Annotated in this window: 21 protein-coding genes; 6 read left to right on the top strand and 15 right to left on the bottom strand. The window is 60.5% G+C overall.

Features of this window, described 5'->3' with window-relative positions; translation table 11 throughout:
* Nucleotides 1–217 precede the first annotated feature (217 nt).
* The 5 genes from fdhF to A6U86_RS08400 form a co-directional block, all read right to left on the bottom strand.
* Complete coding sequence (gene fdhF, locus A6U86_RS08420) at nt 218–3,097, bottom strand: formate dehydrogenase subunit alpha (RefSeq protein WP_068388992.1); 2,880 nt, start codon at nt 3,095–3,097, stop codon at nt 218–220.
* 5 nt (nt 3,098–3,102) lie between these two features.
* Nucleotides 3,103–4,659, bottom strand: a complete 1,557-nt coding sequence (locus A6U86_RS08415) for an NADH-quinone oxidoreductase subunit NuoF (RefSeq protein WP_068388987.1) — start codon at nt 4,657–4,659, stop codon at nt 3,103–3,105.
* A complete protein-coding gene (locus A6U86_RS08410; protein WP_068388983.1) occupies nt 4,656–5,135 on the bottom strand; it encodes a formate dehydrogenase subunit gamma in 480 nt (159 codons plus the stop codon). The genes A6U86_RS08415 and A6U86_RS08410 overlap by 4 nt, the downstream gene beginning before the upstream one ends.
* A 162-nt stretch (nt 5,136–5,297) precedes the next feature.
* Nucleotides 5,298–6,191 carry a LysR family transcriptional regulator gene (locus A6U86_RS08405; RefSeq protein ID WP_068388980.1) on the bottom strand — a complete coding sequence of 298 codons (894 nt, stop codon included), beginning with the start codon at nt 6,189–6,191 and terminating at the stop codon, nt 5,298–5,300.
* Nucleotides 6,192–6,290: 99 nt separating this feature from the next.
* Entirely contained in the window at nt 6,291–7,256 is a 966-nt protein-coding gene (locus A6U86_RS08400) for a zinc-binding dehydrogenase (protein WP_068388977.1), read from the bottom strand.
* A gap of 63 nt (nt 7,257–7,319) precedes the next feature.
* Here A6U86_RS08400 and A6U86_RS08395 point away from each other — a divergent pair, with 63 nt between their 5' ends.
* The gene (locus A6U86_RS08395; protein ID WP_068388974.1) at nt 7,320–7,805 is read left to right on the top strand and encodes a MarR family winged helix-turn-helix transcriptional regulator; all 486 of its coding nucleotides are present in this window, start codon (nt 7,320–7,322) and stop codon (nt 7,803–7,805) included.
* A 121-nt stretch (nt 7,806–7,926) separates the two neighbouring features.
* On the opposite strand, the gene A6U86_RS08390 is transcribed toward A6U86_RS08395, so the two are convergent.
* The 3 genes from A6U86_RS08390 to A6U86_RS08380 form a co-directional block, all read right to left on the bottom strand.
* Complete coding sequence (locus A6U86_RS08390; protein ID WP_068388972.1) at nt 7,927–8,142, bottom strand: hypothetical protein; 216 nt, start codon at nt 8,140–8,142, stop codon at nt 7,927–7,929.
* Between the two features lie 108 nt (nt 8,143–8,250).
* The gene (locus A6U86_RS08385) at nt 8,251–8,589 is read right to left on the bottom strand and encodes a helix-turn-helix transcriptional regulator (protein ID WP_068388969.1); all 339 of its coding nucleotides are present in this window, start codon (nt 8,587–8,589) and stop codon (nt 8,251–8,253) included.
* A gap of 102 nt (nt 8,590–8,691) precedes the next feature.
* The gene (locus A6U86_RS08380; protein ID WP_068389221.1) at nt 8,692–9,462 is read right to left on the bottom strand and encodes an SDR family NAD(P)-dependent oxidoreductase; all 771 of its coding nucleotides are present in this window, start codon (nt 9,460–9,462) and stop codon (nt 8,692–8,694) included.
* A 96-nt stretch (nt 9,463–9,558) separates the two neighbouring features.
* Here A6U86_RS08380 and A6U86_RS08375 point away from each other — a divergent pair, with 96 nt between their 5' ends.
* On the top strand, nt 9,559–10,332 hold the full coding sequence (locus tag A6U86_RS08375; protein ID WP_068388965.1) for a DeoR/GlpR family DNA-binding transcription regulator: 774 nt from the start codon (nt 9,559–9,561) through the stop codon (nt 10,330–10,332).
* A 115-nt stretch (nt 10,333–10,447) separates the two neighbouring features.
* The gene (gene glpD / locus A6U86_RS08370) at nt 10,448–11,959 is read left to right on the top strand and encodes a glycerol-3-phosphate dehydrogenase (protein ID WP_068389217.1); all 1,512 of its coding nucleotides are present in this window, start codon (nt 10,448–10,450) and stop codon (nt 11,957–11,959) included.
* Between the two features lie 111 nt (nt 11,960–12,070).
* Here glpD and soxR read toward each other — a convergent pair whose 3' ends face one another.
* Entirely contained in the window at nt 12,071–12,535 is a 465-nt protein-coding gene (soxR, locus tag A6U86_RS08365; protein ID WP_068388960.1) for a redox-sensitive transcriptional activator SoxR, read from the bottom strand.
* A 74-nt stretch (nt 12,536–12,609) separates the two neighbouring features.
* Between soxR and A6U86_RS08360 the strand changes: the two genes are divergently transcribed.
* Nucleotides 12,610–13,185: an NADPH-dependent FMN reductase gene (locus A6U86_RS08360; RefSeq protein ID WP_068388956.1), complete on the top strand. Its 576-nt coding sequence runs from the start codon at nt 12,610–12,612 to the stop codon at nt 13,183–13,185.
* A 194-nt stretch (nt 13,186–13,379) separates the two neighbouring features.
* Nucleotides 13,380–14,591, top strand: coding sequence for an acyltransferase (locus tag A6U86_RS08355; RefSeq protein ID WP_068388953.1), 1,212 nt, complete (start codon nt 13,380–13,382; stop codon nt 14,589–14,591).
* 40 nt (nt 14,592–14,631) lie between these two features.
* Here the strand turns inward: A6U86_RS08355 and A6U86_RS08350 are convergent, their stop codons facing one another.
* The 3 genes from A6U86_RS08350 to A6U86_RS08340 form a co-directional block, all read right to left on the bottom strand.
* Nucleotides 14,632–15,753: a mandelate racemase/muconate lactonizing enzyme family protein gene (locus tag A6U86_RS08350; RefSeq protein ID WP_068388950.1), complete on the bottom strand. Its 1,122-nt coding sequence runs from the start codon at nt 15,751–15,753 to the stop codon at nt 14,632–14,634.
* 73 nt (nt 15,754–15,826) lie between these two features.
* On the bottom strand, nt 15,827–17,326 hold the full coding sequence (locus A6U86_RS08345; protein WP_068388947.1) for an aldehyde dehydrogenase: 1,500 nt from the start codon (nt 17,324–17,326) through the stop codon (nt 15,827–15,829).
* 1 nt (nt 17,327) lies between these two features.
* Nucleotides 17,328–18,473 (bottom strand): iron-containing alcohol dehydrogenase, encoded by a 1,146-nt coding sequence (locus A6U86_RS08340; protein ID WP_068389215.1) that lies wholly within the window; start codon nt 18,471–18,473, stop codon nt 17,328–17,330.
* Nucleotides 18,474–18,589: 116 nt separating this feature from the next.
* On the opposite strand from A6U86_RS08340, the gene A6U86_RS08335 reads away from it, so the two are divergent.
* Entirely contained in the window at nt 18,590–19,495 is a 906-nt protein-coding gene (locus A6U86_RS08335; RefSeq protein ID WP_068388944.1) for a LysR substrate-binding domain-containing protein, read from the top strand.
* A gap of 410 nt (nt 19,496–19,905) precedes the next feature.
* On the opposite strand, the gene A6U86_RS08330 is transcribed toward A6U86_RS08335, so the two are convergent.
* The 3 genes from A6U86_RS08330 to A6U86_RS08320 all read right to left on the bottom strand — a co-directional run bounded on the left by A6U86_RS08330 (nt 19,906) and on the right by A6U86_RS08320 (nt 22,729).
* On the bottom strand, nt 19,906–20,313 hold the full coding sequence (locus tag A6U86_RS08330) for a F0F1 ATP synthase subunit epsilon (protein ID WP_068388942.1): 408 nt from the start codon (nt 20,311–20,313) through the stop codon (nt 19,906–19,908).
* A gap of 77 nt (nt 20,314–20,390) precedes the next feature.
* Nucleotides 20,391–21,821, bottom strand: a complete 1,431-nt coding sequence (gene atpD, locus A6U86_RS08325; protein ID WP_068388939.1) for a F0F1 ATP synthase subunit beta — start codon at nt 21,819–21,821, stop codon at nt 20,391–20,393.
* Nucleotides 21,822–21,844: 23 nt separating this feature from the next.
* Nucleotides 21,845–22,729, bottom strand: a complete 885-nt coding sequence (locus tag A6U86_RS08320) for a F0F1 ATP synthase subunit gamma (protein ID WP_068388937.1) — start codon at nt 22,727–22,729, stop codon at nt 21,845–21,847.
* Nucleotides 22,730–22,742: the final 13 nt, after the last annotated feature.

Below are 22,742 nucleotides of genomic sequence, written 5' to 3'. Positions count from 1 at the left end.
CGCGGAATACCCCCCTCTGTCACTTCGTGACATCTCCCCCACAAGGGGGGAGATTGGTAACCCGCAGCACTCTCTTGCCTCAAGCGAACATCAAGTCCGCTGACATCGCAGTCTGTTGTCTTGCGAGTGACAAACGGCAAAGTCCCAACAATCTCCCCCCTTGTGGGGGAGATGTCACGAAAGTGACAGAGGGGGGTATCTTTCCCCACGTTCAAATTCACTCCGCGGCCTCCATCTTGCCCGCAATACGGCGAGACTGCCGGGCCTGTTCATCATAATCGACCTGCCATTGCGAGGGGCCGTTGGACGGCGAGACCTGCACTGCCGTCACCTTGTATTCCGGGCAATTCGTCGCCCAGTCCGAATAGTCAGTGGTGATGACGTTTGCCTGTGTGTCCGGGTGGTGGAAGGTCGTGTAGACGACGCCGGGAGCCACGCGGTCGGTGATGAGTGCCCGAAGCGTCGTGTCGCCAGAGCGGCTGGTCAGCTTGATCCAGTCACCCTCGCGAATGCCGCGCTGCTCGGCATCATGCGGATGCATCTCCAGACGATCCTCGGCATGCCAGACGACATTCTCCGTTCGCCGCGTCTGCGCGCCGACATTGTACTGGCTGAGGATGCGCCCCGTCGTCAGCAGCAGCGGGAAGCGCGGGCCGGTGCGTTCGTCGGTCGCGACATATTCCGTGCGGATGAACTTGCCCTTGCCGCGCACGAAGCCATCGACATGCATGATCGGCGAACCGAGCGGCGTCTTCTCGTTGCAGGGCCACTGCACCGAGCCCATCTTCTCCAGATAGTCGTAGGAGACGAGCGCGAAGCTCGGGGTCGTTGCGGCAATTTCGTCCATGATCTCGGAGGGATGCGTATAGTTCCAGCCAAGGCCCATGGCCTGCGCCATCTTCTGCGTCACTTCCCAGTCGGCATAGCCATTGCGCGGGGTCATGACCTTGCGCACACGGTTGATGCGGCGCTCGGCATTGGTGAAGGTGCCGTCCTTTTCCAGGAAGGTCGAGCCCGGCAGGAAGACATGGGCGTAATTGGCGGTCTCGTTCAGGAAGAGATCGTGGACGACAACGCATTCCATCGCGGCAAGACCGGCGGCAACATGCTTGGTATCCGGATCGGACTGGAGAATGTCTTCGCCCTGGATGTAGAGGCCCTTGAAGCTGCCGTCGACGGCGGCATCCAGCATGTTCGGGATGCGCAGACCCGGCTCATTGTTGAGCTTCACACCCCAGAGCTTTTCGAAGATATCACGCGTCGCGTCGTCGGAGATATGGCGATAGCCCGGCAGCTCGTGTGGGAAGGAGCCCATGTCACAGGAGCCCTGCACATTGTTCTGGCCACGTAGCGGGTTCACGCCGACGCCGGGCCGGCCGATATTGCCGGTCACCATGGCGAGGTTGGCGATCGCCATGACCGTGGTCGAGCCCTGGCTGTGCTCGGTGACGCCGAGACCATAATAGATCGCGCCATTGCCGCCTTTGGCGAAGAGACGAGCAGCGCCCCGTACGAGATCCGGGGAAACACCGGTGTATTTTTCCGTTTCCTCCGGGCTGTGCTGTGGTTCGGCGACGAAGGCTGCCCAATCCTCAAACTCCGACCAGTCGCAGCGTTCGCGGATGAACTTTTCGTCGAACAGGCCCTCGGTGACGATGACATGGGCGAGCGCCGTCATCATCGCGACATTGGTGCCCGGCTGCAGCGGCAGGTGGAAGCTCGCCTCGACATGCGGGGTGCGCACCAGATCGATGCGGCGCGGATCAATGACGATGAGCTTGGCGCCCTGGCGCAGACGCTTCTTCAAGCGTGAACCGAACACGGGATGGCCGTCAGTCGGGTTGGCGCCGATGACGAGGACAACATCGGAATGCTCGACGCTGTCGAAATTCTGCGTGCCGGCCGACGTGCCGAAAGCCTGACCCAGGCCATAGCCTGTGGGAGAGTGGCAGACACGGGCGCAGGTATCGACATTGTTGTTGCCGAAGCCGGCGCGCACCAGCTTCTGCACGAGGAAGGTTTCCTCATTCGTGCAGCGCGACGAGGTGATGCCGCCGACGGATTCGCGGCCATACTGATATTGAAGACGTTTGAACTCGGTGGCGATATGGGCAAAGGCCTCGTCCCAAGTGACTTCGCGCCACGGATCGGTGATTTTTTCGCGCACCATCGGATTGAGGATGCGGTCCTTGTGGGTCGAGTAGCCATAGGCGAAGCGGCCCTTGACGCAGGAATGGCCGCGATTGGCCTGGCCATCCTTCCACGGCACCATGCGCACAAGCTCCTCGCCGCGCATTTCCGCCTTGAAAGAGCAACCGACGCCGCAATAGGCACAGGTGGTGACGAGCGAATGCTCCGGCTGGCCGATCTCTATCACCGACTTCTCCGTCAGCGTCGCCGTCGGGCAAGCCTGCACGCAGGCGCCGCAGGAAACGCATTCCGAGTCGATGAAATGTTCGTGCATGCCGGGAGAGACGCGCGAGCCGAAGCCCCGGCCCTCGATGGTCAGCGCAAACGTACCCTGCACCTCTTCGCAGGCGCGAACGCAGCGTGAGCAGACGATGCACTTCGAAGGATCATAGGTGAAATAAGGGTTGGACTCGTCCTTCGGCATCCATTTCAGATTGATGTCGCCGCTATTGCGCGCCTTGACGTGATTGTCACCCTCATAACCATAGCGCACATCGCGCAGGCCGACGGCGCCGGCCATGTCCTGAAGCTCGCAATCGCCGTTGGCGGCGCAGGTCAGACAGTCGAGCGGGTGGTCGGAGATATAAAGCTCCATAACCCCGCGACGAATATCCTTGAGGCGGCCGGTCTGCGTATGGACGACAATCCCCGGTGCGACCGGCGTCGTGCAGGAGGCCGGGGTGCCGTTGCGGCCCTCGACCTCGACGAGACAGAGACGGCAGGAGCCGAAAGCATCGACCATGTCGGTGGCGCAGAGTTTCGGCACCTGAATGCCGGCCTCCATCGAGGCCCGCATGATCGACGTGCCCTCGGGCACGGTAATCTCGCGCCCATCGATGGTCAGCGTCACCATGGTTTCGGAGAGGGATGCGGGCGTGCCGTAGTCGATTTCTGGAACGAGAGACATGGGTCTTACTCCGCCGCTTCAATCAAGGGAACCGGAGAGAAATCCTCCGGAAAATGGGTCATTGCGCTGGTGACGGGATAGGGCGTGAAACCGCCGAGCGCACAGAGCGAGCCGAACTTCATCGTGTTGCAGAGATCGGCAAGCAGCGCCCTGTTCTTCTCGGGCTCGATGCCGCGAGCAATCTTGTCCGCCGTCTCGACGCCGCGGGTCGAGCCGATGCGGCAGGGCGTGCACTTGCCGCAGCTTTCGACCGCGCAGAACTCCATGGCGAAACGTGCCTGCTTCAGCATGTCGGCCGTGTCATCGAAGACGACAATGCCGGCATGACCGATCAGGCCGTCCTTGGCCGCAAAGGATTCATAGTCGAACGGCGTGTCGAACAGCGCGCGCGGGAAATAGGCACCGAGCGGGCCACCGACCTGCACGGCCTTCACCGGCCGCCCGGTTGCCGTGCCGCCACCGATCTTGTCGATGATATCACCCAGCGAGAGGCCGAAGGCCGTCTCGTAAAGGCCACCATATTTGACATTGCCGGCGATCTGCAGCGGGATCGTGCCGCGCGAACGGCCCATGCCGAAATCGCGATAGAAAGCCGCTCCCTTGTCCATGATCACAGGCACGGAGGCGAGCGAAATCACGTTGTTGATGACTGTCGGGCAGTTGAACAGGCCCTTATGCGCTGGCAGCGGCGGCTTGGCACGCACGATGCCGCGCTTGCCTTCCAGACTGTTGAGCAGCGCCGTTTCCTCGCCGCAGACATAGGCACCCGCACCGGTACGGATCTCCATGTCGAATGCCTTGCCGGAACCGAGAACTGAGGCACCGAGAATACCGGCCTTACGGGCGATCTCGACAGCTGCGGTCATCGCGGTGATCGCATGCGGATATTCCGAACGCGTATAGACAAAGCCCTTCGTCGCCCCGGTCGCCAGACCCGCAATCGCCATGCCCTCGATCAGCACGAAGGGGTCGCCTTCCATGATCATCCGGTCGGCGAACGTGCCGCTATCGCCCTCGTCGGCATTGCAGACGATGTATTTGCGGTCGCCCGGCGCATCGAGCACCGTCTTCCATTTGATGCCGGTCGGGAACCCAGCACCGCCACGGCCGCGCAGGCCGGAATCAGTAACGTCCTTGACGATATCGGCCGCTGCCATGCCGATGGCGCGGCGCAGCCCCTTGAGGCCGCCATGGGCTTCATAATCTGTGAGGGAAAGAGGATCGGTGATGCCGCAGCGGGCAAAGGTGAGGCGTGTCTGTTCCCTAAGGAATGGGAGGTTTTCAACCTCCCCAAGACAGAGCGTATGCTCGCCACCTTCCGTGAGCCCGGCATCGAAAAGGGCTGGCACATCCTTGGCCTTCACCGGTCCGTAGCCGATACGCTTGCCGTCGATCTCGACTTCGACCAATGGCTCGAGCCAGAACATGCCGCGCGAACCATTGCGCACGATGCGCGCATCGAGGCCGCGTTTGGCAACTTCTTGTGCAACGGCTTTCGCCACCTTCTCCGCACCAAGCGAGAGGGCGGCGGCATCACGGGGGATATAGATGGTGAGGGTCATTGACGCGCCTCCTTCACGAGGTCGTCGGCGCTCTCGTCGTCGAGCCGGCCATAGAGCTCGCCATCCAGCATGGCCGCCGGCGCGCAGGCACAGAGCCCGAGACAGTAGACCGGCTCCAGCGTCACGCTGCCATCCAGCGTCGTCTGATGAAAATCGATGCCCAGCAGGCGCTTGACGCGCTCGGCAACCTCATCGCCGCCCATCGACTGACAGGCTTCGGCACGACAGAGCTTCAGGACATGGCGACCCGTGGGGTGGTCGCGATAGTCGTGATAGAAGGTCATGACGCCGTGCACTTCGGCGCGCGAAAGGTTCAATGCCTTGGCGATCAGCGGCAGCGTATCCTGCGGCACATAGCCAAACTCCTCCTGAATCCCATGCAGGATCGGCAAAAGCGGCCCTTCCATCGATTTCATGCTATCGATGATGGTGCCGGCACGGGTCGCAATCTCGCCCGCACCCAGGTTCAAACTCATAAACAAACCTCCCACGCATAATCCGAAAACCGCCGCGGCAATTTCAGAAAGACTTATGCGGCATTTCCTCCGAGGCGCGCGATCGACACGCCTGCGAGTAAGGTCGCAGGGAGAAGGCAAAGGATCAATAAGGCAGTCCCGTCACTCGATAGAAAATTTCTATCAAGACCTATCAGCTTCCGCGAGTAATCTTGCCTCATGCAACAAAGCGGAGACGAGCGGCGTGAAGGGCTCACGATGCGTGGCAACCAGCCCGACGAGATGCTCCGCATCCGGCTCCGTGATCGGGATTTTGCGGATATCGACCGGAAAACCGAAGGAATCGGCGATATTCTTCGGCATGATGCTCGCCCAACGCCCGGTCTGGACATGCGAAAACAACACGATCATCGAATTAGACTCGAGCGTCGGCTTGGCCGTGGCGCCGGCTTCAGCAAGATGTCGGTTGATAATCCGGCGGTTTTGCATGTCGGCAGTCAATAGACAAAGCCGAAGATCGCCGATCTCCTTCCAGGTGACGCTTGCACGCTCGGAAAACGGGCTGCCAGCAGCCGTGATTAGATGATAGCGCTCCGCATAAAGCGGCACGCTGGTGACACGCCCAAGTGGTTCGTTCTCAAGATAGGTGATACCGGCATCGATCTCGAGATTTTCGAGCAGGCTCAGTACCTGAAGCGAGTTGCGCGATAAGATGGAGAAGGTGACGTCGGGGTGCCTCTCCTGGAAAGGCGTGGTGATTTTCTGCACCATGGCAAGTGCCGTTGGAATGGCCGCAATCCGCATATGACCGGCAAGACCTTTGCGCGCCGCCCGCATTTCCTCGCGCATGGTGCGGCTATCACCGACGATGCGGCGCGCCCATTCCAGCACGCGCTGCCCCTCCGGCGTCAGCGCCTGAAAGCGCGAGCCGCGGCTGACGAGCATGACGCCGAGCTGATCTTCCAACTGCCGGATCGCCGCCGACAAGGTCGGCTGCGTCACACCGCATTCCTCGGCCGCACGGCCAAAATGCTTCTGATTGGCAAGCGCGATGAAGAATTCCAGCTTTTCGATCATTTAGCTCTCCCGAATGAGACAGTTAAATGGGCTGGGTCGCGAGCGCAACACAGGAAAGAAGAGCACGGCAGATGGCGGATCACCGTGCTCCGTTGGCAATCACGCGCCGTCGCCGATCTTGAAGACGGTGCGCCGATTGCTGTCATCAAGCGGCCAGGCCTTTTCGACGTCGGAGAGCGGAACCGTCTTGGAAGCAATCTGGAAGTTGCCCGGCACTGTTGCCCGGAGCAGCCCGGCGGTCGCGTTGACGAAGCGGTCGAGAGAGATGCTTCCGATACCGCTGCCCATCAGCGTGATGGCCGACGACCGCAGCACGGCACTCGGCAGGCTTATATCCCCACCACTGATCGCACCGACCTGGACATAGCGGATCGGTACCGCATCCTTGCCGGCCTTGGCGGCGGCAAGGAGAAGGCTTTCGGCGCTTTCACCCCAGAGATAATCGATGACGACATCGACACCTGCAGCGAACTGCTCCTTGAAGGCCTCTTCCAGCGTCGCTTTATCCTGGACCAGCGGAATGATCACATCCGCGCCAAGCCCTTCCAGCGCCTCGAGGCTGTCGGGATTGCGTCCCGTCGCAATGACCTTGCCCGCTCCCAGATATTTGGCAATCTGAACGGCCAGCCGCCCCGAGGTCCCGGTTGCGCCGTTGATCAGAACGGTCTCGCCGGATCTGAGCTTTGCCCGCTCGTGATAGGCCGCCCATGACGACACGCCGGGATTGGCGATAGCGGCCGCCGTGACATCGTCGAGATCGTCAGGCAATTCAATAAGGTGTCCAGACCGAGCCGCGGCAATTTCGGCCATGCTGCCATAAGGCGCCTTTGGCAGGACGAAATAGACCCGCTGGCCATCATTAAGCCTCCCCACACCATCGATCCCGACGATGAAGGGAAATTGATTGCCGGAGCTGTAGTGCTTGCCCGATGCCCGGCTCTTGACGACTTGGCTGATGGCGGCAGTGCTGACGGAGACAAGTTTCTCGTCTCCATCAGCGACCGGTGTCTCGAAATCACCAAAGACGGGCACGCGCCCGGCATCCCATACAATTGCAGCTTTCATCGCATATTTTCCTTTTTGATCATCCAAATTATGTGCATAATGCACTCATATGGGAGATCGACCATGACGTCAAGAAATAATGTGCAAAATACACATATACGGCTGCAATTTCGGAAACTGCATGCGTCGGTGCTGGATATTGTCAGCGTCATGAACCGGCCGCAGCGCGACGAAATCCTGATCAAGGAAGCCGGAATTCCGCTCGAACGGGCGCTTTTTCCGCTGCTGGTCTCGATCGAGCGCTTCGGCCCGATCGGCGTCGTCGAGCTCGCGGATCGCATTGGCCGCGACTATACAACCGTCAGCCGTCAGGTCGCAAAGCTCGAAAGTCTCGAGCTCGTGGCGCGACAGGCCGGCGCCACGGACCGGCGGGTGCGTGAGGCGGTTATCGCGCCGAAGGGAAAGCTGATGACGGACGCGGTGGACGCGGCCCGTGACAGGATCGCCAGCTCCATCTTCGGAGCTTGGGACGTCAATGACATCGACGAGCTTGTGAGGCTCATGCGAAAATTTGCCGATGCACTGAACGAGGAACCGCCGGCTACATAGCCGCAAGGCGCTTGGAAGCACGAACTAAAATGGCCAAGACCGTTTCACACAATCCTGGCCGGCTCGCATCTCTGCCGCTACCGCAATCATTTCGCCTGCGGTAGCGTCACTGGGTGGGTTTTCAGTAGCCGATCTCGCGGCCGGCACATGGGCCGTCAACGAACACGTGCGGCGCGAGTGCTATTGCATCCCGTTCGCCGGCAGCTGCATGTCTTGCACGGGCCGTCTTTTCCAGAAGCTTCGCAAAATCGCTCAACGATACGCGATCGGCACGAAGCATTTGGCGGATCATCGGATCTCGCAGAGCTTCCGACATCGTCATTTCATTGTTCTGCATAGCTATCCTCCTTCGACGAACGAAGGTGAATTAGCGCTCCCGCTTAACACTGTCATGTCAGGCAGTTGACCATTCGATGATGAATTGAAGGCCAAAACGGGGCAGCGATCAGCAATCGCGTTGGCCGAAGGCTTCCTGCAGCGAATCAACCACGGCGCAAAGTTCAGAGCGCGCGACGGCGTAGTGAATGAGTCGTCCCTCGCGACGCGTATCGACGAGCTTGTCGAGACGGAGACGTGCCAGATGCTGCGAAACCACCGCCTGCGGCAGATCGAGAAGCGCTTCAAGCTCCATCACGGTTTTCTCGCGCTTGGCGAGCATGAATAAAATAGCTAGCCGGGTTTCGTGCGAAAGCGCCTTCAGCAAAGCGCTTGCCTTTCGCGCCTTCTCTGTAACTTCCCCGATATTATGTTCAGCGGCACCGCCCTGCGGTGGAGACGACGACATATTACAGCCTCTGGTGAGAATTCGTATAGAGGTATGCTTATAATATTATCTAACCATAAGCTGATTCAAAAAAGACATGCGAACCAAAAAAGGTCCGATTTTTCAGCAGATAAGCTGACCGCCATTGATCTCGATCACCTGGCCGGTGATGTAACCGGAGAGTGCGGGCGCGGCGAGGAAAAGATAGGCCGGAGCACAATCTTCCGGTGTACCCAGGCGCTGAAGCGGAATGGACTTGCGCGTCTGTTCCAGCTTCTCCCTGGATGAATAACGCTCATGGAAATCCGTTGATATCGTGCCCGGCGAGACGCAGTTCACCCGAATCCCCGCTGGCGCAAGCTCGCGGGCCAGTGCTTTCGAATAGGTTGCAACAAAGGCCTTGGATGCCGAATAAATCGCGGATCCGGGGCTCCCACCGGTGAGGGCCGAGATCGACACGGTGTTGATGACGGCCGCCTGCCCTGCTGCCCGCAGCAGCGGCAGCAATCCCCTGGTCACCTCCATGACGGAGGTCTGGTTGAGATGAACGATGCTGTCATATTGCTCGTCCGTCAATTCGCCAGCGGGAAAACGGCCGACCATGGTACCGGCATTGTTCACCAGGACATCGACGCGATCGAAACGCTCGCCGGCTGCACCGACGAAATCCCGCGTGCCGTGACCGCTGGAAAAATCACCGGCAATGAGAAAAGCGCGGCGGTCTGATTCCGCCTCCATCAGGAAATCCGGCAATTCCCGATCCGCATCGCGACCGACATGAACGAGGACACGGGCACCGCAATCAAGAAACTGCCTGGCCACTTCCAGTCCGATGCCACGACCGGCGCCGGTGACCACGACATTGCGATTTTCGAATAGCTTCGGATGAAACACCTTGATCTCCCAACGATACAATCCGCGCGCCGGTAATTGCGGAATTTTCACTTTACCATATGATGACGAAAAAACGAAAGAAAGGGAGCGAAAACCATGTTCCTATCCGGACGCCAGACCGAGATTCTCGAAATCGCCAAGGCGGAGGGGCGCGTGCTGGTGGAGGAGCTGGCGCAGCGCTTTTCAGTCACGCCGCAAACCATCCGCAAGGATCTCAACGACCTTTGCGACGGCCGCGTACTGTCTCGCGTACATGGCGGCGCGATCTTCCCCGGCGGAACCGAAAACGTGAAATATGAGGCGCGCCGCTCGATCGCCGCGCTCGAAAAGCAGGCGATCGGCCGCGCAGCCGCTGGCCTTATTCCCAGCAACAGCTCGCTTTTCATCAATATCGGCACGACGACGGAGGCTGTCGGCGAGGCGCTTCTCGGTCACCACGAGCTGATGGTGATCACCAACAATATCAACGTTGCCAACAAGTTGCGCATCTTCCCCACGATCGAGGTCGTCATTGCCGGCGGTGTCGTGCGCGGTTCGGATGGCGGCATCGTCGGTGAGGCGGCCGTCGATTTCATCAGGCAGTTCAAGGTCGATTATGCCGTCATCGGCGCATCCGCAATCGATGCGGATGGCGCGCTTCTGGATTTCGATTTCCGCGAAGTGAAAGTGGCGCAGGCCATCATCGCCAATGCCCGGCATGTCATTCTCGTGGCCGACAGCACCAAGTTCGAGCGCACCGCGCCGGTGAGGATCGGCCATCTGTCGCAGGTTCATACCTTTGTCACCGATGAATGCAGTATTGAATCCGTGCGCACCATCGCGTCGGAGCATGACGTTCGCCTGGTGGAAACCTCCCGCCGATCAGCCTGATCGGCACGCTTTCCGTCGCGAAACGTTCGTTTGACATTCGTATCTATTTCACTTTAGATAGGTTGATTTTCGATTTTTCGTCTTCACGAGATTGCGTACCTTTGCGGAGAAGCGGGTGAGCGAGCAGATCTACGATATTTTCGTTATCGGTGGCGGCATCAATGGATGCGGCATCGCCCGTGACGCCACGGGGCGCGGCTATAAGGTCGCCCTTGCCGAGATGAACGACTTCGCCTCAGGCACATCCTCCGGCGCCACCAAGCTCATCCATGGCGGCCTGCGCTATCTCGAACATTACGAATTTCGTCTGGTGCGCGAATCCCTGATGGAGCGCGAAGTGCTCTGGGCGATGGCGCCGCACATCATCTGGCCGATGCGCTTCGTCCTGCCCTACCACAAGGGCGGTATCCGGCCAGCCTGGCTCATCCGCCTCGGGCTCTTCCTTTACGATCATCTCGGCGGACGCAAGCTGCTGCCGCCAACGGCAACGCTCGACATGAAGAAGGATCCGGCCGGCAAGCCGCTGAAGGCGCTCTTCACCAAAGCCTTCGAATATTCGGACGGCTGGGTGGACGATGCCCGCATGGTGGTGCTGAACGCCCGCGACGCGGCCGACCGCGGCGCGACGATCATGCCGCGTACGAAGGTGATCTCGGCGCGTCGCGAAGGCGCGGGCTGGTCAATCGAAACGGAAAACACGATTACCGGCGAGAAACGCGTCTTCCAGTCGCGCATGCTGGTCAACGCTGCGGGGCCGTGGGTCGATCACGTTCTCTCCGACACTTTCGGCAAGAACCAGGTGCACAATGTCCGCCTCGTCCAGGGTAGCCACATCATCGTGCGCAAGAAGTTCGACGATCCGCGCGCCTATTTCTTCCAGAATCCGGACAACCGCATCATCTTCGCCATTCCCTACGAGCAGGATTTCACCCTGATCGGCACCACGGACCGCGACTACAACAACGATCCGAAGGATGTGAAGATCAGCGAAGAGGAAACAGTCTATCTCTGCAATGCGGCCAGCGAATATTTCAAGGAGCCGGTGCGGCCGGAGGATATCGTCTGGACCTACTCCGCCGTGCGCCCGCTTTACGACGACGGCGCCTCGAAAGCACAGGAAGCAACGCGCGACTATGTTCTGAAGATCGAAGGCGAGGAAGGCCAGGCACCGCTGCTCAACGTCTTCGGCGGCAAGCTGACCACCTATCGCCGCCTGGGCGAGCATGCACTGGAGAAGATCGGTGAAGCCATTGGCCTCAAGGGCACGCCCTGGACGGCCAACAGCTCGCTGCCAGGCGGTGACTTCCCCGCTCGCGGCTACGAGGCCGAAGTCACCAAGTTGAAGTCACGCTACCCCTTCCTTGCCGACGCGCACGCCCGCCGGCTGGTGCGCCGCTACGGCACCCGCGCCAGCATGATCCTTGCCGACGCAAAGACAACAGCCGATCTCGGCCGTTGCTTCGGCAGCGATCTATACGAGGCGGAGGTGCGCTATCTGATGGAACATGAATGGGCCTATACGGCCGCCGACATTCTTTGGCGCCGCTCCAAGAAGGGCCTTTACCTTTCGAAGGAAGAAGCAGCCGCGCTTGACGGTTACGTCGCCGAGAGCCACGTCCACGCATAAAGCAATTCCAGGAAAACTGCGTAGCGGTTTTCCCCGTCCGCAATTGCGTAAAAGCAACGGCAAGGGCGACTGAGTGATTCCGTAAAAACCAGTCCGTTCTATGCTTTCGCCTCACTCCTCGGGGTCGAGCAGCCGCGCCCCTGCTCCTTCCTCGGCAAGCCTGTCCCAGGGATTTCGCAGCGGACAGCTCTTCATCGAGAGACAACCGCAACCGATGCAGCCATCGAGCTGATCGCGCAGCCCCTGGAGGCGCCTGATCCGGGCGTCAAGATCATCCTTCCAGCCTGCGGAAAGGACTTTCCAGTCTGCCGCCGTCGGCGTGCGTCCCTGCGGCAGGGCATCGAGCGCGGCTTGAACTTCGGCAAGCGGTATGCCGACCCTTTGCGCGATCTTGATGACCGCGACCCGTCGCAGCACCTCGCGTGGATAGCGCCGCTGGTTGCCGCGGCTACGATGGCTCTCGATCAGCCCTTTCGCCTCGTAGAAATGCAGTGCGGATACCGCCACGCCGCTTCGCGACGCCACCTCGCCGACCGTCAGCAACCTGGAAAATTGGCTGGGCTCGATTTTTTCCATTTTACTCTATTGACCTCAACTTTACTTAAGGTTTTATAACCCGAGCTCCAAACCGCGTAAAGCAGGAGCAAGACATGACTGAACCAACCCGGCTGGCGATCGTCTACGGCAGCACCCGCCCGGGCCGGCTATGCGATCGGGTGGTCAACTGGGTCGCACGGGAACTGGTACACTATCCCCTCATCGAGATCGACGTGATCGATCCCCTCGAATTCGATCTGCCGTTCCACCATGACCGCGAGCACGCCGGCGTCGCCGCTCTTTCCGCCCGGCTTTCGGAGGCGGATGCCTTCATTATCGTCACGCCGGAGTACAATCACAGCTTCACGGCCTCGCTGAAATTCGTGCTCGATCTCGTCTACGAACCCTGGCACGGCAAACCGGTCGCCTTCGTCTCCTATGGCGGCATCTCCGGCGGCCTGCGTGCCGTCGAGCAATTGCGCGTGGTGTTTTCCGAACTCCATACCGTCACCGTGCGCGACACGGTGAGCTTCGCCAATCCCTGGGGCAGGTTCGCCGAAGACGGCACGCTCGAAAATCCGCTCGAGGCCCGTCAATCGCTGGTCCGCATGATCGCGCGGCTGAACTGGTGGAGCACGGCCTTGAAGCCGGCCCGCGATACGCGCCCCTATCGCTCGGTCGCCGCCTGACCATCACTTCGACATTCGGAATCCGGCCTTTCGTTTCTGGCAGGTGCGAAAGACCGGCTTGACGTCCGGGCCCTCCTCCAACACGGACCCGGACGTCTATCTCTCGGCTACAGCAACGGATGTTTCGATCGATGCTTGCCGATGCTGCGTCCATGGCTTAACCCGCTACCTGGGAGATTTCGGCGGGGAGGCTGATGGACAGGACTGCACGTCTTGGAGGGGCGGATTTCATGCGCGCCGTCGCGTGCCTGCTGGTGCTTGCCCACCATCTCGTGCTTCGCATGAACTTCGACAAGATTCCCGACGCCCTGTCTCTGCCCTTTCACATCGCACGTTTCGGCAGCTACGGTGTTGCGGTCTTCTTCGTTCTCAGCGGTTTTCTTCTTTCGCGGCCGTTCTGGCTGGCGCTGGACAGAGCACAGCCGCTGCCATCACTGAAAATCTACATCATGCGCCGCGCCGCGCGCATCCTGCCAGGGTTTTGGGTCGCCCTGACCATCGGTTTCGTGCTCAGTTTTGCCGTCTATGGATTTCCGCTCGATGGTGAATTGATCGGCCGCTATCTCGCCGGCTTTTTCCTGATGAGCCAATGGCATTGGCTCACCTTCTTTCCGGTGCAGGGCGACGGACCTCTGTGGTCCATCCCCTTCGAGACGACTTGCTATGTGCTCCTGCCGATCGGCTTCCTGCTGTTGTTCAGCCCCAGGCTGAGACCGCGCTCCGCCTTCGTCGGCCGCATGCTTTGGATTCTCGTTATTGCAGCGGCGCTGGCCGGCCATTGGCTTGTCGTCACTTACCTCCCGACAGACAGTGCCGGCCGGGGATGGCTGTACGGCTTTCAGGGCGGCGCCAAGGAATGGATGCCGCGCTATAATCCCATCGGCTTCTTTGCGATATTTGCCATCGGTGCATTGGCGGCAGGTATCCAGACCATGATCCCGCCGAGACGCTCGCCGGTCTATGATGTCATGGCCATCATGACGATGGTCATCGGTGTATTGCGGCTTTACCTCTCCATCGGCGGCGATTGGGAAGGCTATGGCTGGCTCGGCATTCCCTATGGCTTCCCGGTCTTCCCGCTTGCCGTTGCCGGCGCACTCATCACATTACCGCAATCTGCATTTCTCGGAAACTTGCTCGACAATGGCCTCAGCCGCTACATCGCCACGGTCTCCTTCGGCGTCTATATCTGGCAGGATATCGTGCTGACGCTGATGCAGAAGCTGTTGCCTTCGTCGTTTGGCTCAGGCTCGGACGACGTGCTCCCCGGTTGGATAGTCTCAAGCCTGATCGCAACCGCGATCATCCTCGCCATCGGCACGCTGAGCTATGGTCTTCTGGAGCGTCCCGTCATGCGCTGGGCGCGCACCCAGGAGCAAAGTGCAAAACGTCCCGCCACGGCGTGACGGGACGAAAAATCAGCGAGAGCATAGATCGGCAGCGATCTCAGATGCGCGTTGCCTTCAGCCGCTCTTCGTCGAGAACGATACCGAGCCCCGGCGCGACGCCAAGATCCAGCCAGCCCGCTTCATGCTTCAGCGGCGATGCCATCGGATAGTCGCGCCGGGCTTCGCTCCACTCCGGATTGTCATAGGGATATTCGAGCCAGGAGGCGTCGGCGACGCCGGCGGTCAAATGCGCATTGGCGAGAACCCCGATACCGTTCGTCCAGGAATGCGGCGTGAACTGCACGCCAGCTTCACGCGCCTGATAGGCCAGACGCCGGCACCCGGTAATGCCGCCGACAAGCGCCACGTCAGGCTGAATGACATCGAAAGCACGCTCTTCGATGATATCTCGGAATTCGTATAGTTCGCGCGTCATTTCGCCGCCAACGATCCGGACAGAGGTTGCTTGCTTCAATTCCTTCATACCCTTGCGGTCGGACCGATGCAGCGGCTCTTCCATCCAGTAGACGCCGAGCCGCTCCAGCTCTCTGGCAACGGTCAGAGCATCCTTGAAGGTCCAGGAGAGCGTCGTGTCCCAGGGCATGCGCCAACCCTGGTTGCAGTCGACCATCAACTCTAGCCGGTCGCCGACGCGAGCGCGGATCGCTTCCAGCGCCTTGACGTCTTCGCGCCAGCCTCCACGGCCGCCCGATGACGAGGAGAAGCGCACCTTCATCGCCGGAAAGCCTTCCTCGATATAGCGCTCGGCCTGATCCGCCATCGCGGCGGGTTCGCGCAGCACGCCGGAAGACGCATAGAGCCGCACGCGGCTGGCGCGGCCGCCCAGCATCCGCCAGACCGGCTCGCCGGTGATCTTGCCCGAGAGATCCCAGAGCGCCAGATCCATCGGCCAGCAGCGGCCATAATGGAAGTTTATATGCGACAGCACTTCGTAGTGCCGCTCAAGATGGCGAGGATCCTGGCCGATGAACAGATCCTCGTGGCCCTCGAAGCCCTTCATGAGATCGCCGGAGCCGATGCCTTCGCGGCCCTCATCGTCCCTGACGCGCACGATGGTCGCATCGAAATGCTTGCGCGGACGGCCGTCCCAGCTTGCCTTGAATGCCGGATCGAGCGGCAGGCGATGATGGGTAATCTCAATGGAAACGATCTTGCTCATGGTGGCTCCCTCTCCCCAAGCATGATCCCGAAAAGCGTAAAGCTGCTTTCGGGATCATGTTGATTCTTATGTCTTAGCCGAATTGCTGCCAGATGGTCTTGTAGTCGCAATATTTATCGATCGCATGCACCGAGCGGTCGCGCCCGAAACCGGATTGCTTGAAGCCGCCGAAGGGCGTCGCGAAGTTCGACATATCATAGGTGTTGATCCACACCGTGCCCGCATGGATCTCTTCGGAAAGGCGATGCGCCCGATCCATATCCTTGGTGAACACGGCGCCGGCAAGCCCGTAAATCGTGTCGTTGGCGATCCTCAGCGCTTCCTCCTCGGTATCGAAGGGAATGGCGGCAAGTACCGGCCCGAAGATTTCCTGCCGTGCCAGGCTCATGTCGTTTGTCATGTCGACGAAGACACCCGGAGAAACATAATAGCCGCCGGTTTCGCTGAGCACACGCTCGGCACCGAAAGCGCGGCGCGCGCCTTCCTTCTCGCCGGCAGCAATCATCGCCAGCACCTTGTTCATGTGCTCTTCCTCGATCAAGGCGCCGATCTGCGCGGAGGGGTCGAGCGGATGCTTGAGCGCGATATCGGAGCGGGTTACCGCCTCGATCTTCTCGATCAACTTGTCCTGCACGGAGCGCTGGACGATCAACCTTGTCGAAGCATGGCAGGTCTCGCCGGAATTGTAGAAGCAGCCCCAGGCAGCAGCCACGGCGGCGGCATCGAGATCGGCATCTTCGAAGACGACGAGCGGCGACTTGCCGCCGAGCTCCAGCGCCACGCGCTTGACGTTCGATTGCGCCGCATAACCCATGATCAGCTTGCCGACCTCGGTCGAGCCGGTAAAGGCAATCATGTCGACATCCATGTGCAGCGCCAGCGGCTTGCCCGTCTCTTCGCCATAGCCCGTGACAACGTTGAAGACACCAGCGGGCAGGCCGGCTTCGAAACCAAGTTCGGCAAGACGGATCGCCGAAAGCGAGGATTGCTCGGCCGGCTTCAGCACCACGGAATTACCAGCCGCGATCGACGGCCCGAGCTTCCAGGCATCGATGATCATCGGATAGTTCCAGGGCGTGATTGCACCGATGACACCGAGCGGCACCTTGCGCACCAGCGCGCGGGCGTTCGGGCCTGTGGGCGCGATCTCGTCATACATCTTGTCGATCATCTCGCCGTAGAACTGGATGCCGTCGGCGCAGAGGCGGACATCGACACCAAGCGACGCCATGACCGGCTTGCCGACATCAATGGTCTCGAGCATGGCAAGCTCGTCGCCATGGGCGCGGATCAGCTCGGCCCATTTCAGCATGATCTTCTTCTTTTCCAGCGGCTCCTTCTTGCGCCATACGCCGCTTTCAAACGCGGCGCGAGCGGAGGCGACGGCGGCGTCGATATCGGCGGCATTGCCGCGCGCGAGCTCAGCGCCGGGCTTGCCATCCATCGGACGGATGCGGGTGAAGGTCTCGCCGGAGGCGGCGGCGCGATGAGCACCATCGATGAAATGGCGTCCCTCAGGCTTCAAACCGGAAAGGACATTCTCCCAATAGTCGCGCGTATATTCCTTGGTCATCTCAAATTCCTTTCGGCAGCGTCATGACGGCGGCCGCGAAGCGGTCGATATCGGCATCCGTCACGTCACGGATGGTCGAGCGCCGCATGGGCTGGTTTTCGGTGGCGCGCATTTCGCGGGCAAGGTCACTGGCATCGAACGGCTTGAAGGCAGCGGGCAGCGAACGCGTGATGCCGCAGCGATCCATCCAGTCGGAGACGAAGGCGGGAAGCTCGATAGCGCTCTCGACACCGCATGCATTGACTGCGGCATTGAGATCCGCCGTGTCCGCTTCGACCAGCCACGCAAGCGTTGCCTCGAAGCCAAGCGCCGTTGCAAGACCATGATGGACCGGGCCGAGGCCAGCGAGAGCATGGCTGACATTGTGCGCGATCGCCGTGCCGCAATTGTCGATGGCAATGCCGCCGAAGCAGGAGCCAAGCAGCACGTCGCCGCGCGCGGCGATATCATCCGGCTGCTTGACCGCGGTTTCCAGAGAGCCGGTCAGCAGCCGCAGCGCCTGGTGCGCGTAGAACTGCGCGCCGCGATGGGTATTGCGGTTGGTCGCCGCCTCGAAAGCATGGATGAAGGCATCGAGACCACACCATGCCGTCAGATTGGCGGGCAAAGTCTTCGTCAGCGCCGGATCGAGAATGACGAGATCGGCCTTCGTTTCCGGACCCCAGATCCAGAGCTTCTTGCCCTCCGGCCCGGCGAAGATATTCGTCGCCGAAGTTTCGGAACCCGTACCGGCCGTGGTCGGTATCATGATCTTCTTGAGCGGATGTTTCGGCAACGGATTGGCCGCCAGCGCATAGTGCATCGGATCTTCACCGGAGGCGATGCAGCAGGCGACGATCTTGCCGATGTCGAGCGCCGAACCACCACCAATGCCGATGACCATATCCGCGCCCTGCCCCACGGCGATGGCAGCATGCAGATGCGCAAGCTTCGGCTCGCCGGCGAAATCCGAAAAGACCTGCGTCGTCACACCAGCTTGCGCGAGCTCGGCGCTGATCTTGGCGGCAAGGCCCGACTGCGCCAGGAAGGCGTCGATGACGAGTAGGACGGAGCCGACGCCATCGAAGGATTTGACGGCAGCCGGAAGGCCGGAGAGTGCGCCCTCGCCGAAACGAATATCTGGGATGGCGGAAATGGAAAAGGACACGAGGGATCCCCTGATAAATGCGGATGATATGATGACGTGATCCTGCATCACAATTTCAGATCTTCAAATCCGGGCAATTATCAGGAATATTGATGATCTGAAGTTATGGAGAGCCCATGCTCGAAAAAATACCCCTGGAAGCCTTTCGCGTCTTCGACGCAGCCGCCCGCGCGATGAACTTTTCCCGCGCCGGCCGCGAGCTGAACATCACCCAGGCAGCCGTCAGTCGCCGCATCAAGGGGCTTGAAGACCATCTTGGCGCGGCGCTCTTCACCCGCCGCGGCCGAAATCTGGCGCTGACGCCTGAGGGAGAGCGGCTGTTCCAGCGCGTGCGTGCCACGCTGGAATATCTCGAAGAGAGCCTCGAGCCATTCCGCGCCGGTACGGGTGAGATCATCTCGATTGCGGCGAGCGGTTCGATCTCGCATCTCTGGCTCGGGCAGAGGCTGAGGGACTTCGGCAAGGAAAGCCCGGGCATTTCCGTGCGTCTGCTGACGACAGACGTCCATTCCGAACTCGCTTCCGAAAACCACGACCTCATCATCATCTATTCCACCGGCGAGCATCCGCGCTGGAGCCTGACGCCGCTGATGAAGGAGGTGCTGGTGCCAGTTGCCTCGCCGGACTACCTGGCAATCCGCGGTCTCGATCCGCAATCCCTAACGGCGGTCGATATCGCCGCGCTCGATCTCATCGATTACGAGCGCGCCAACGCCCATTGGATCAGTCTGCGCCAATGGTTCGGCCGCATCGGCGACCCCTTGAAGGGCAAGCTGCCGAGGCCGCGCCTTTCCTTTTCAACCTACATCATGGCGGTGGAGGCGGCGCTCAGAGGCGAAGGCATAGCGCTCGGCAGCCTCGGCCTTATTGAGGAGTATCTACAATCCGGCGCGCTCGTCACCGTCGGCAATGACAGCGTCGAAAGCGGCTTCGGATATTATCTCGGCGCACCGCGTTTTCGCTCGCTCTCTCCGGAAGCTTTGCAACTGCATCGGTTCCTGTTGCAGGGGCAACAGGCCTGATGGGGGTATCGCGGCGCCTTGGCGGTGAGAGGTTGGGGATTCGAAGGATGCGTCGCCACTCGCCCTCGTGGTTCGAGACGGCCCTTTGGGCCTCCTCACCATGAGGGCAGATCTTGCGTGCCTCACCACAGGGCTCATGCGTGCCTAACCACGGGGCTTTTGCGTACCTCGCCACAAGGCACGCTCCACCTCATGGTGAGGTGCAGCGCCGTTAAGCGGAGCGAAAACGGCGATGCCTCGAACCACGAAGTGGCCCGGGTTTGCGCCGGAAGTTATCCAACCTTGAGATTTGCTCCATCCTCACCTTGAGGTGCGAAGCCTCAAAGGGCGAGGATGGCCCGGACATTTCGACAAAACAAAAAAGCGGCCCATAGGACCGCTTTCGTCTCAATCACTGCATCCAGACCGGATCAATCCTGCGGGATCGAGCCGCGCAGATGCGAGAGTTCCATGATGAAATGCTCGAGGCGCGACTTGTGCTCGTGATGCTCGGCATCCTCAAGCTCGGCCTTTGCGGCATTGATGCGGCGCTCCAGCTCGTCGCGGCTCATGTCCTCGACCGGAACGGCCGATTCAGCGAGCAGCGTGCAACCGGTCGGCAGGATATCGGCGAAGCCACCGAATACGACGTAGTCCTGCTTCTTGCCGGAAGCGGAATGCACCCGCACGACGCCCGGCTTGATGGTCGTCATGGTCGGCGCATGATGCGCCATGACGGTCATTTCGCCTTCGGTGGCGGGAATGACGACATCGATAACCTGCTCCGAGAGGAGCAGACGCTCCGGAGAAACCAGTTCGAAATTGAAATTGTCAGCCATGACCCGTCACTTCTCGATTGTCTTATTCGCAAGGCAAAGGCGCGCGGGCAATGCCGCGCGCCAATGGATTGGCCTTATCAGGCAGCCAGCTTCTTGGCCTTTTCGATCGCTTCTTCGATCGAGCCGACCATGTAGAAAGCAGCTTCCGGCAGATGATCGTAGTCGCCGTTGACCAGGCCCTTGAAGCCCTTGATCGTGTCTTCGAGCGCAACCAGCTTGCCCGGCGAACCGGTGAAGACTTCGGCAACGAAGAACGGCTGCGACAGGAAGCGTTCGATCTTGCGGGCGCGGGCAACGGCCAGCTTGTCGTCTTCCGACAGTTCGTCCATGCCCAGGATGGCGATGATGTCCTGCAGGGCCTTGTAGCGCTGCAGCGTCGACTGAACCTTACGAGCGATTTCGTAGTGCTCTTCGCCGACGACCATCGGGTCGAGCATGCGCGAGGTGGAGTCGAGCGGGTCGACGGCCGGGTAGATACCCTTTTCAGCGATCGAGCGCGACAGAACCGTCGTTGCGTCCAGGTGGGCGAACGAGGTAGCTGGCGCCGGGTCGGTCAAGTCGTCGGCCGGAACGTAAATGGCCTGAACCGAGGTGATAGAACCCTTGGTCGTCGTGGTGATGCGTTCCTGCATCTGGCCCATGTCGGTAGCAAGCGTCGGCTGATAGCCCACGGCCGAAGGAATACGGCCGAGCAGAGCCGACACTTCCGAACCTGCCTGGGTGAAGCGGAAGATGTTGTCGACGAAGAACAGAACGTCCTGGCCTTCATCGCGGAAGTTCTCGGCAACGGTCAGACCGGTCAGAGCGACGCGAGCGCGGGCGCCCGGCGGTTCGTTCATCTGGCCGTAAACCAGGGCTGCCTTCGAGCCTTCGCCGCCGCCATGCTTGTTGACGCCGGACTCGATCATTTCGTGGTAAAGGTCGTTGCCTTCGCGGGTACGTTCACCCACGCCTGCAAACACCGAGTAACCACCGTGCGCCTTGGCGACGTTGTTGATCAGTTCCATGATGAGAACGGTCTTGCCGACGCCGGCGCCGCCGAACAGGCCGATCTTGCCGCCCTTTGCATAAGGCGCGAGCAGGTCGACGACCTTGATGCCGGTGACCAGGATCTGGCCTTCGGTGGACTGCTCGACGTAGGACGGAGCATCCTGGTGGATGGCGCGCTTGTGGGCGGTAACCAGCGGACCGGCTTCGTCAACCGGCTCGCCGATGACGTTCATGATGCGGCCGAGCGTTTCGTGACCGACCGGAACCGAGATCGGAGCACCGGTGTCGGAAACGGCCTGGCCGCGAACCAGACCTTCGGTGGAGTCCATGGCGATCGTGCGGACCGAGTTTTCGCCGAGGTGCTGCGCGACTTCCAGAACAAGGCGGTTGCCGTTGTTGCTGGTTTCGAGAGCATTCAGGATCTTCGGCAGATCGCCGTCGAAAGAAACGTCCACGACGGCGCCGATAACCTGCGTAACCTTGCCGACCGAAACTGCGGCCTTAGCTGCGTCAGCCATAATCTTACCCTCTTTCCCTAACCTCAGAGCGCTTCCGCGCCCGAAATGATTTCAATCAATTCCTTGGTGATCTGCGCCTGACGCTGACGGTTGTAGTTCAGTGTCAGCTTGTTGATCATCTCACCGGCATTGCGTGTCGCATTGTCCATCGCGCTCATCTTGGCGCCCATTTCACCCGCAACGTTCTCAAGGAGCGCGCGGAAGATCTGAACGGAGATGTTGCGCGGGATCAGATCCTCAAGGATCGAAGCCGCATCAGGCTCATATTCGTAGACAGCACCCTTGTGGGCGGCGTCTTCTTCGACAACGGCCGGAGCCGATGCCGGGATGAGCTGCAGACCGGTCGGCACCTGGCTGATCACCGACTTGAATTCGGAATAAAACAGCGTGCAGACATCAAACTCGCCGGCCTCGAACATCTCGATGACGCGCTTGCCGATGGCATCCGCATTCTCGAAGCCGATCCGCTTGACGTCGCGCAATTCCTTGCGCTCGATGATCAGCGAAGCATACTCACGACGCAGAATGTCGTAGCCCTTCTTGCCGACCGTGAAGATCTTCACGGTCTTGCCTTCGGAGAGCAGCTTGCGAACGTGATCGCGGGCAAAGCGCGCAATCTGCGAATTGAAACCACCGCAAAGACCGCGTTCAGCCGTGCAGACCACGAGCAGATGCACATCGCTCTTGCCGGTGCCGGTCATCAGCAGAGGCGCACCATCAGCATCGCTGACGGCAGCCGTGATGTTGGCGAGAACGGCGCCCATGCGCTGCGAATAGGGCCGTGCGGCCTCGGCCGCCTCCTGGGCACGCCGAAGCTTCGCCGCGGCGACCATTTTCATCGCCTTGGTGATCTTCTGCGTCGCCTTGACGGAGGCGATCCGGTTTTTCAGATCCTTAAGTGAAGGCATCCGGTATCCGTCC

This window comes from Rhizobium sp. AC27/96 (genome assembly GCF_001692325.1).
GTDB lineage: Bacteria > Pseudomonadota > Alphaproteobacteria > Rhizobiales > Rhizobiaceae > Rhizobium.
This window is presented reverse-complemented; position numbering and strand designations above follow the sequence as displayed.

What these genes read in the sequence shown, in the direction of transcription:
- fdhF (WP_068388992.1), bottom strand. Translation starts at nt 3,097, where the DNA reads ATGTCTCTCGTTCCAGAAATCGACTACGGCACGCCCGCATCCCTCTCC.
- A6U86_RS08415 (WP_068388987.1), bottom strand. Translation starts at nt 4,659, where the DNA reads ATGACCCTCACCATCTATATCCCCCGTGATGCCGCCGCCCTCTCGCTT.
- A6U86_RS08410 (WP_068388983.1), bottom strand. Translation starts at nt 5,135, where the DNA reads ATGAGTTTGAACCTGGGTGCGGGCGAGATTGCGACCCGTGCCGGCACC.
- A6U86_RS08405 (WP_068388980.1), bottom strand. Translation starts at nt 6,191, where the DNA reads ATGATCGAAAAGCTGGAATTCTTCATCGCGCTTGCCAATCAGAAGCAT.
- A6U86_RS08400 (WP_068388977.1), bottom strand. Translation starts at nt 7,256, where the DNA reads ATGAAAGCTGCAATTGTATGGGATGCCGGGCGCGTGCCCGTCTTTGGT.
- A6U86_RS08395 (WP_068388974.1), top strand. Translation starts at nt 7,320, where the DNA reads ATGACGTCAAGAAATAATGTGCAAAATACACATATACGGCTGCAATTT.
- A6U86_RS08390 (WP_068388972.1), bottom strand. Translation starts at nt 8,142, where the DNA reads ATGCAGAACAATGAAATGACGATGTCGGAAGCTCTGCGAGATCCGATG.
- A6U86_RS08385 (WP_068388969.1), bottom strand. Translation starts at nt 8,589, where the DNA reads ATGTCGTCGTCTCCACCGCAGGGCGGTGCCGCTGAACATAATATCGGG.
- A6U86_RS08375 (WP_068388965.1), top strand. Translation starts at nt 9,559, where the DNA reads ATGTTCCTATCCGGACGCCAGACCGAGATTCTCGAAATCGCCAAGGCG.
- soxR (WP_068388960.1), bottom strand. Translation starts at nt 12,535, where the DNA reads ATGGAAAAAATCGAGCCCAGCCAATTTTCCAGGTTGCTGACGGTCGGC.
- A6U86_RS08360 (WP_068388956.1), top strand. Translation starts at nt 12,610, where the DNA reads ATGACTGAACCAACCCGGCTGGCGATCGTCTACGGCAGCACCCGCCCG.
- A6U86_RS08355 (WP_068388953.1), top strand. Translation starts at nt 13,380, where the DNA reads ATGGACAGGACTGCACGTCTTGGAGGGGCGGATTTCATGCGCGCCGTC.
- A6U86_RS08350 (WP_068388950.1), bottom strand. Translation starts at nt 15,753, where the DNA reads ATGAGCAAGATCGTTTCCATTGAGATTACCCATCATCGCCTGCCGCTC.
- A6U86_RS08345 (WP_068388947.1), bottom strand. Translation starts at nt 17,326, where the DNA reads ATGACCAAGGAATATACGCGCGACTATTGGGAGAATGTCCTTTCCGGT.
- A6U86_RS08335 (WP_068388944.1), top strand. Translation starts at nt 18,590, where the DNA reads ATGCTCGAAAAAATACCCCTGGAAGCCTTTCGCGTCTTCGACGCAGCC.
- A6U86_RS08330 (WP_068388942.1), bottom strand. Translation starts at nt 20,313, where the DNA reads ATGGCTGACAATTTCAATTTCGAACTGGTTTCTCCGGAGCGTCTGCTC.
- atpD (WP_068388939.1), bottom strand. Translation starts at nt 21,821, where the DNA reads ATGGCTGACGCAGCTAAGGCCGCAGTTTCGGTCGGCAAGGTTACGCAG.
- A6U86_RS08320 (WP_068388937.1), bottom strand. Translation starts at nt 22,729, where the DNA reads ATGCCTTCACTTAAGGATCTGAAAAACCGGATCGCCTCCGTCAAGGCG.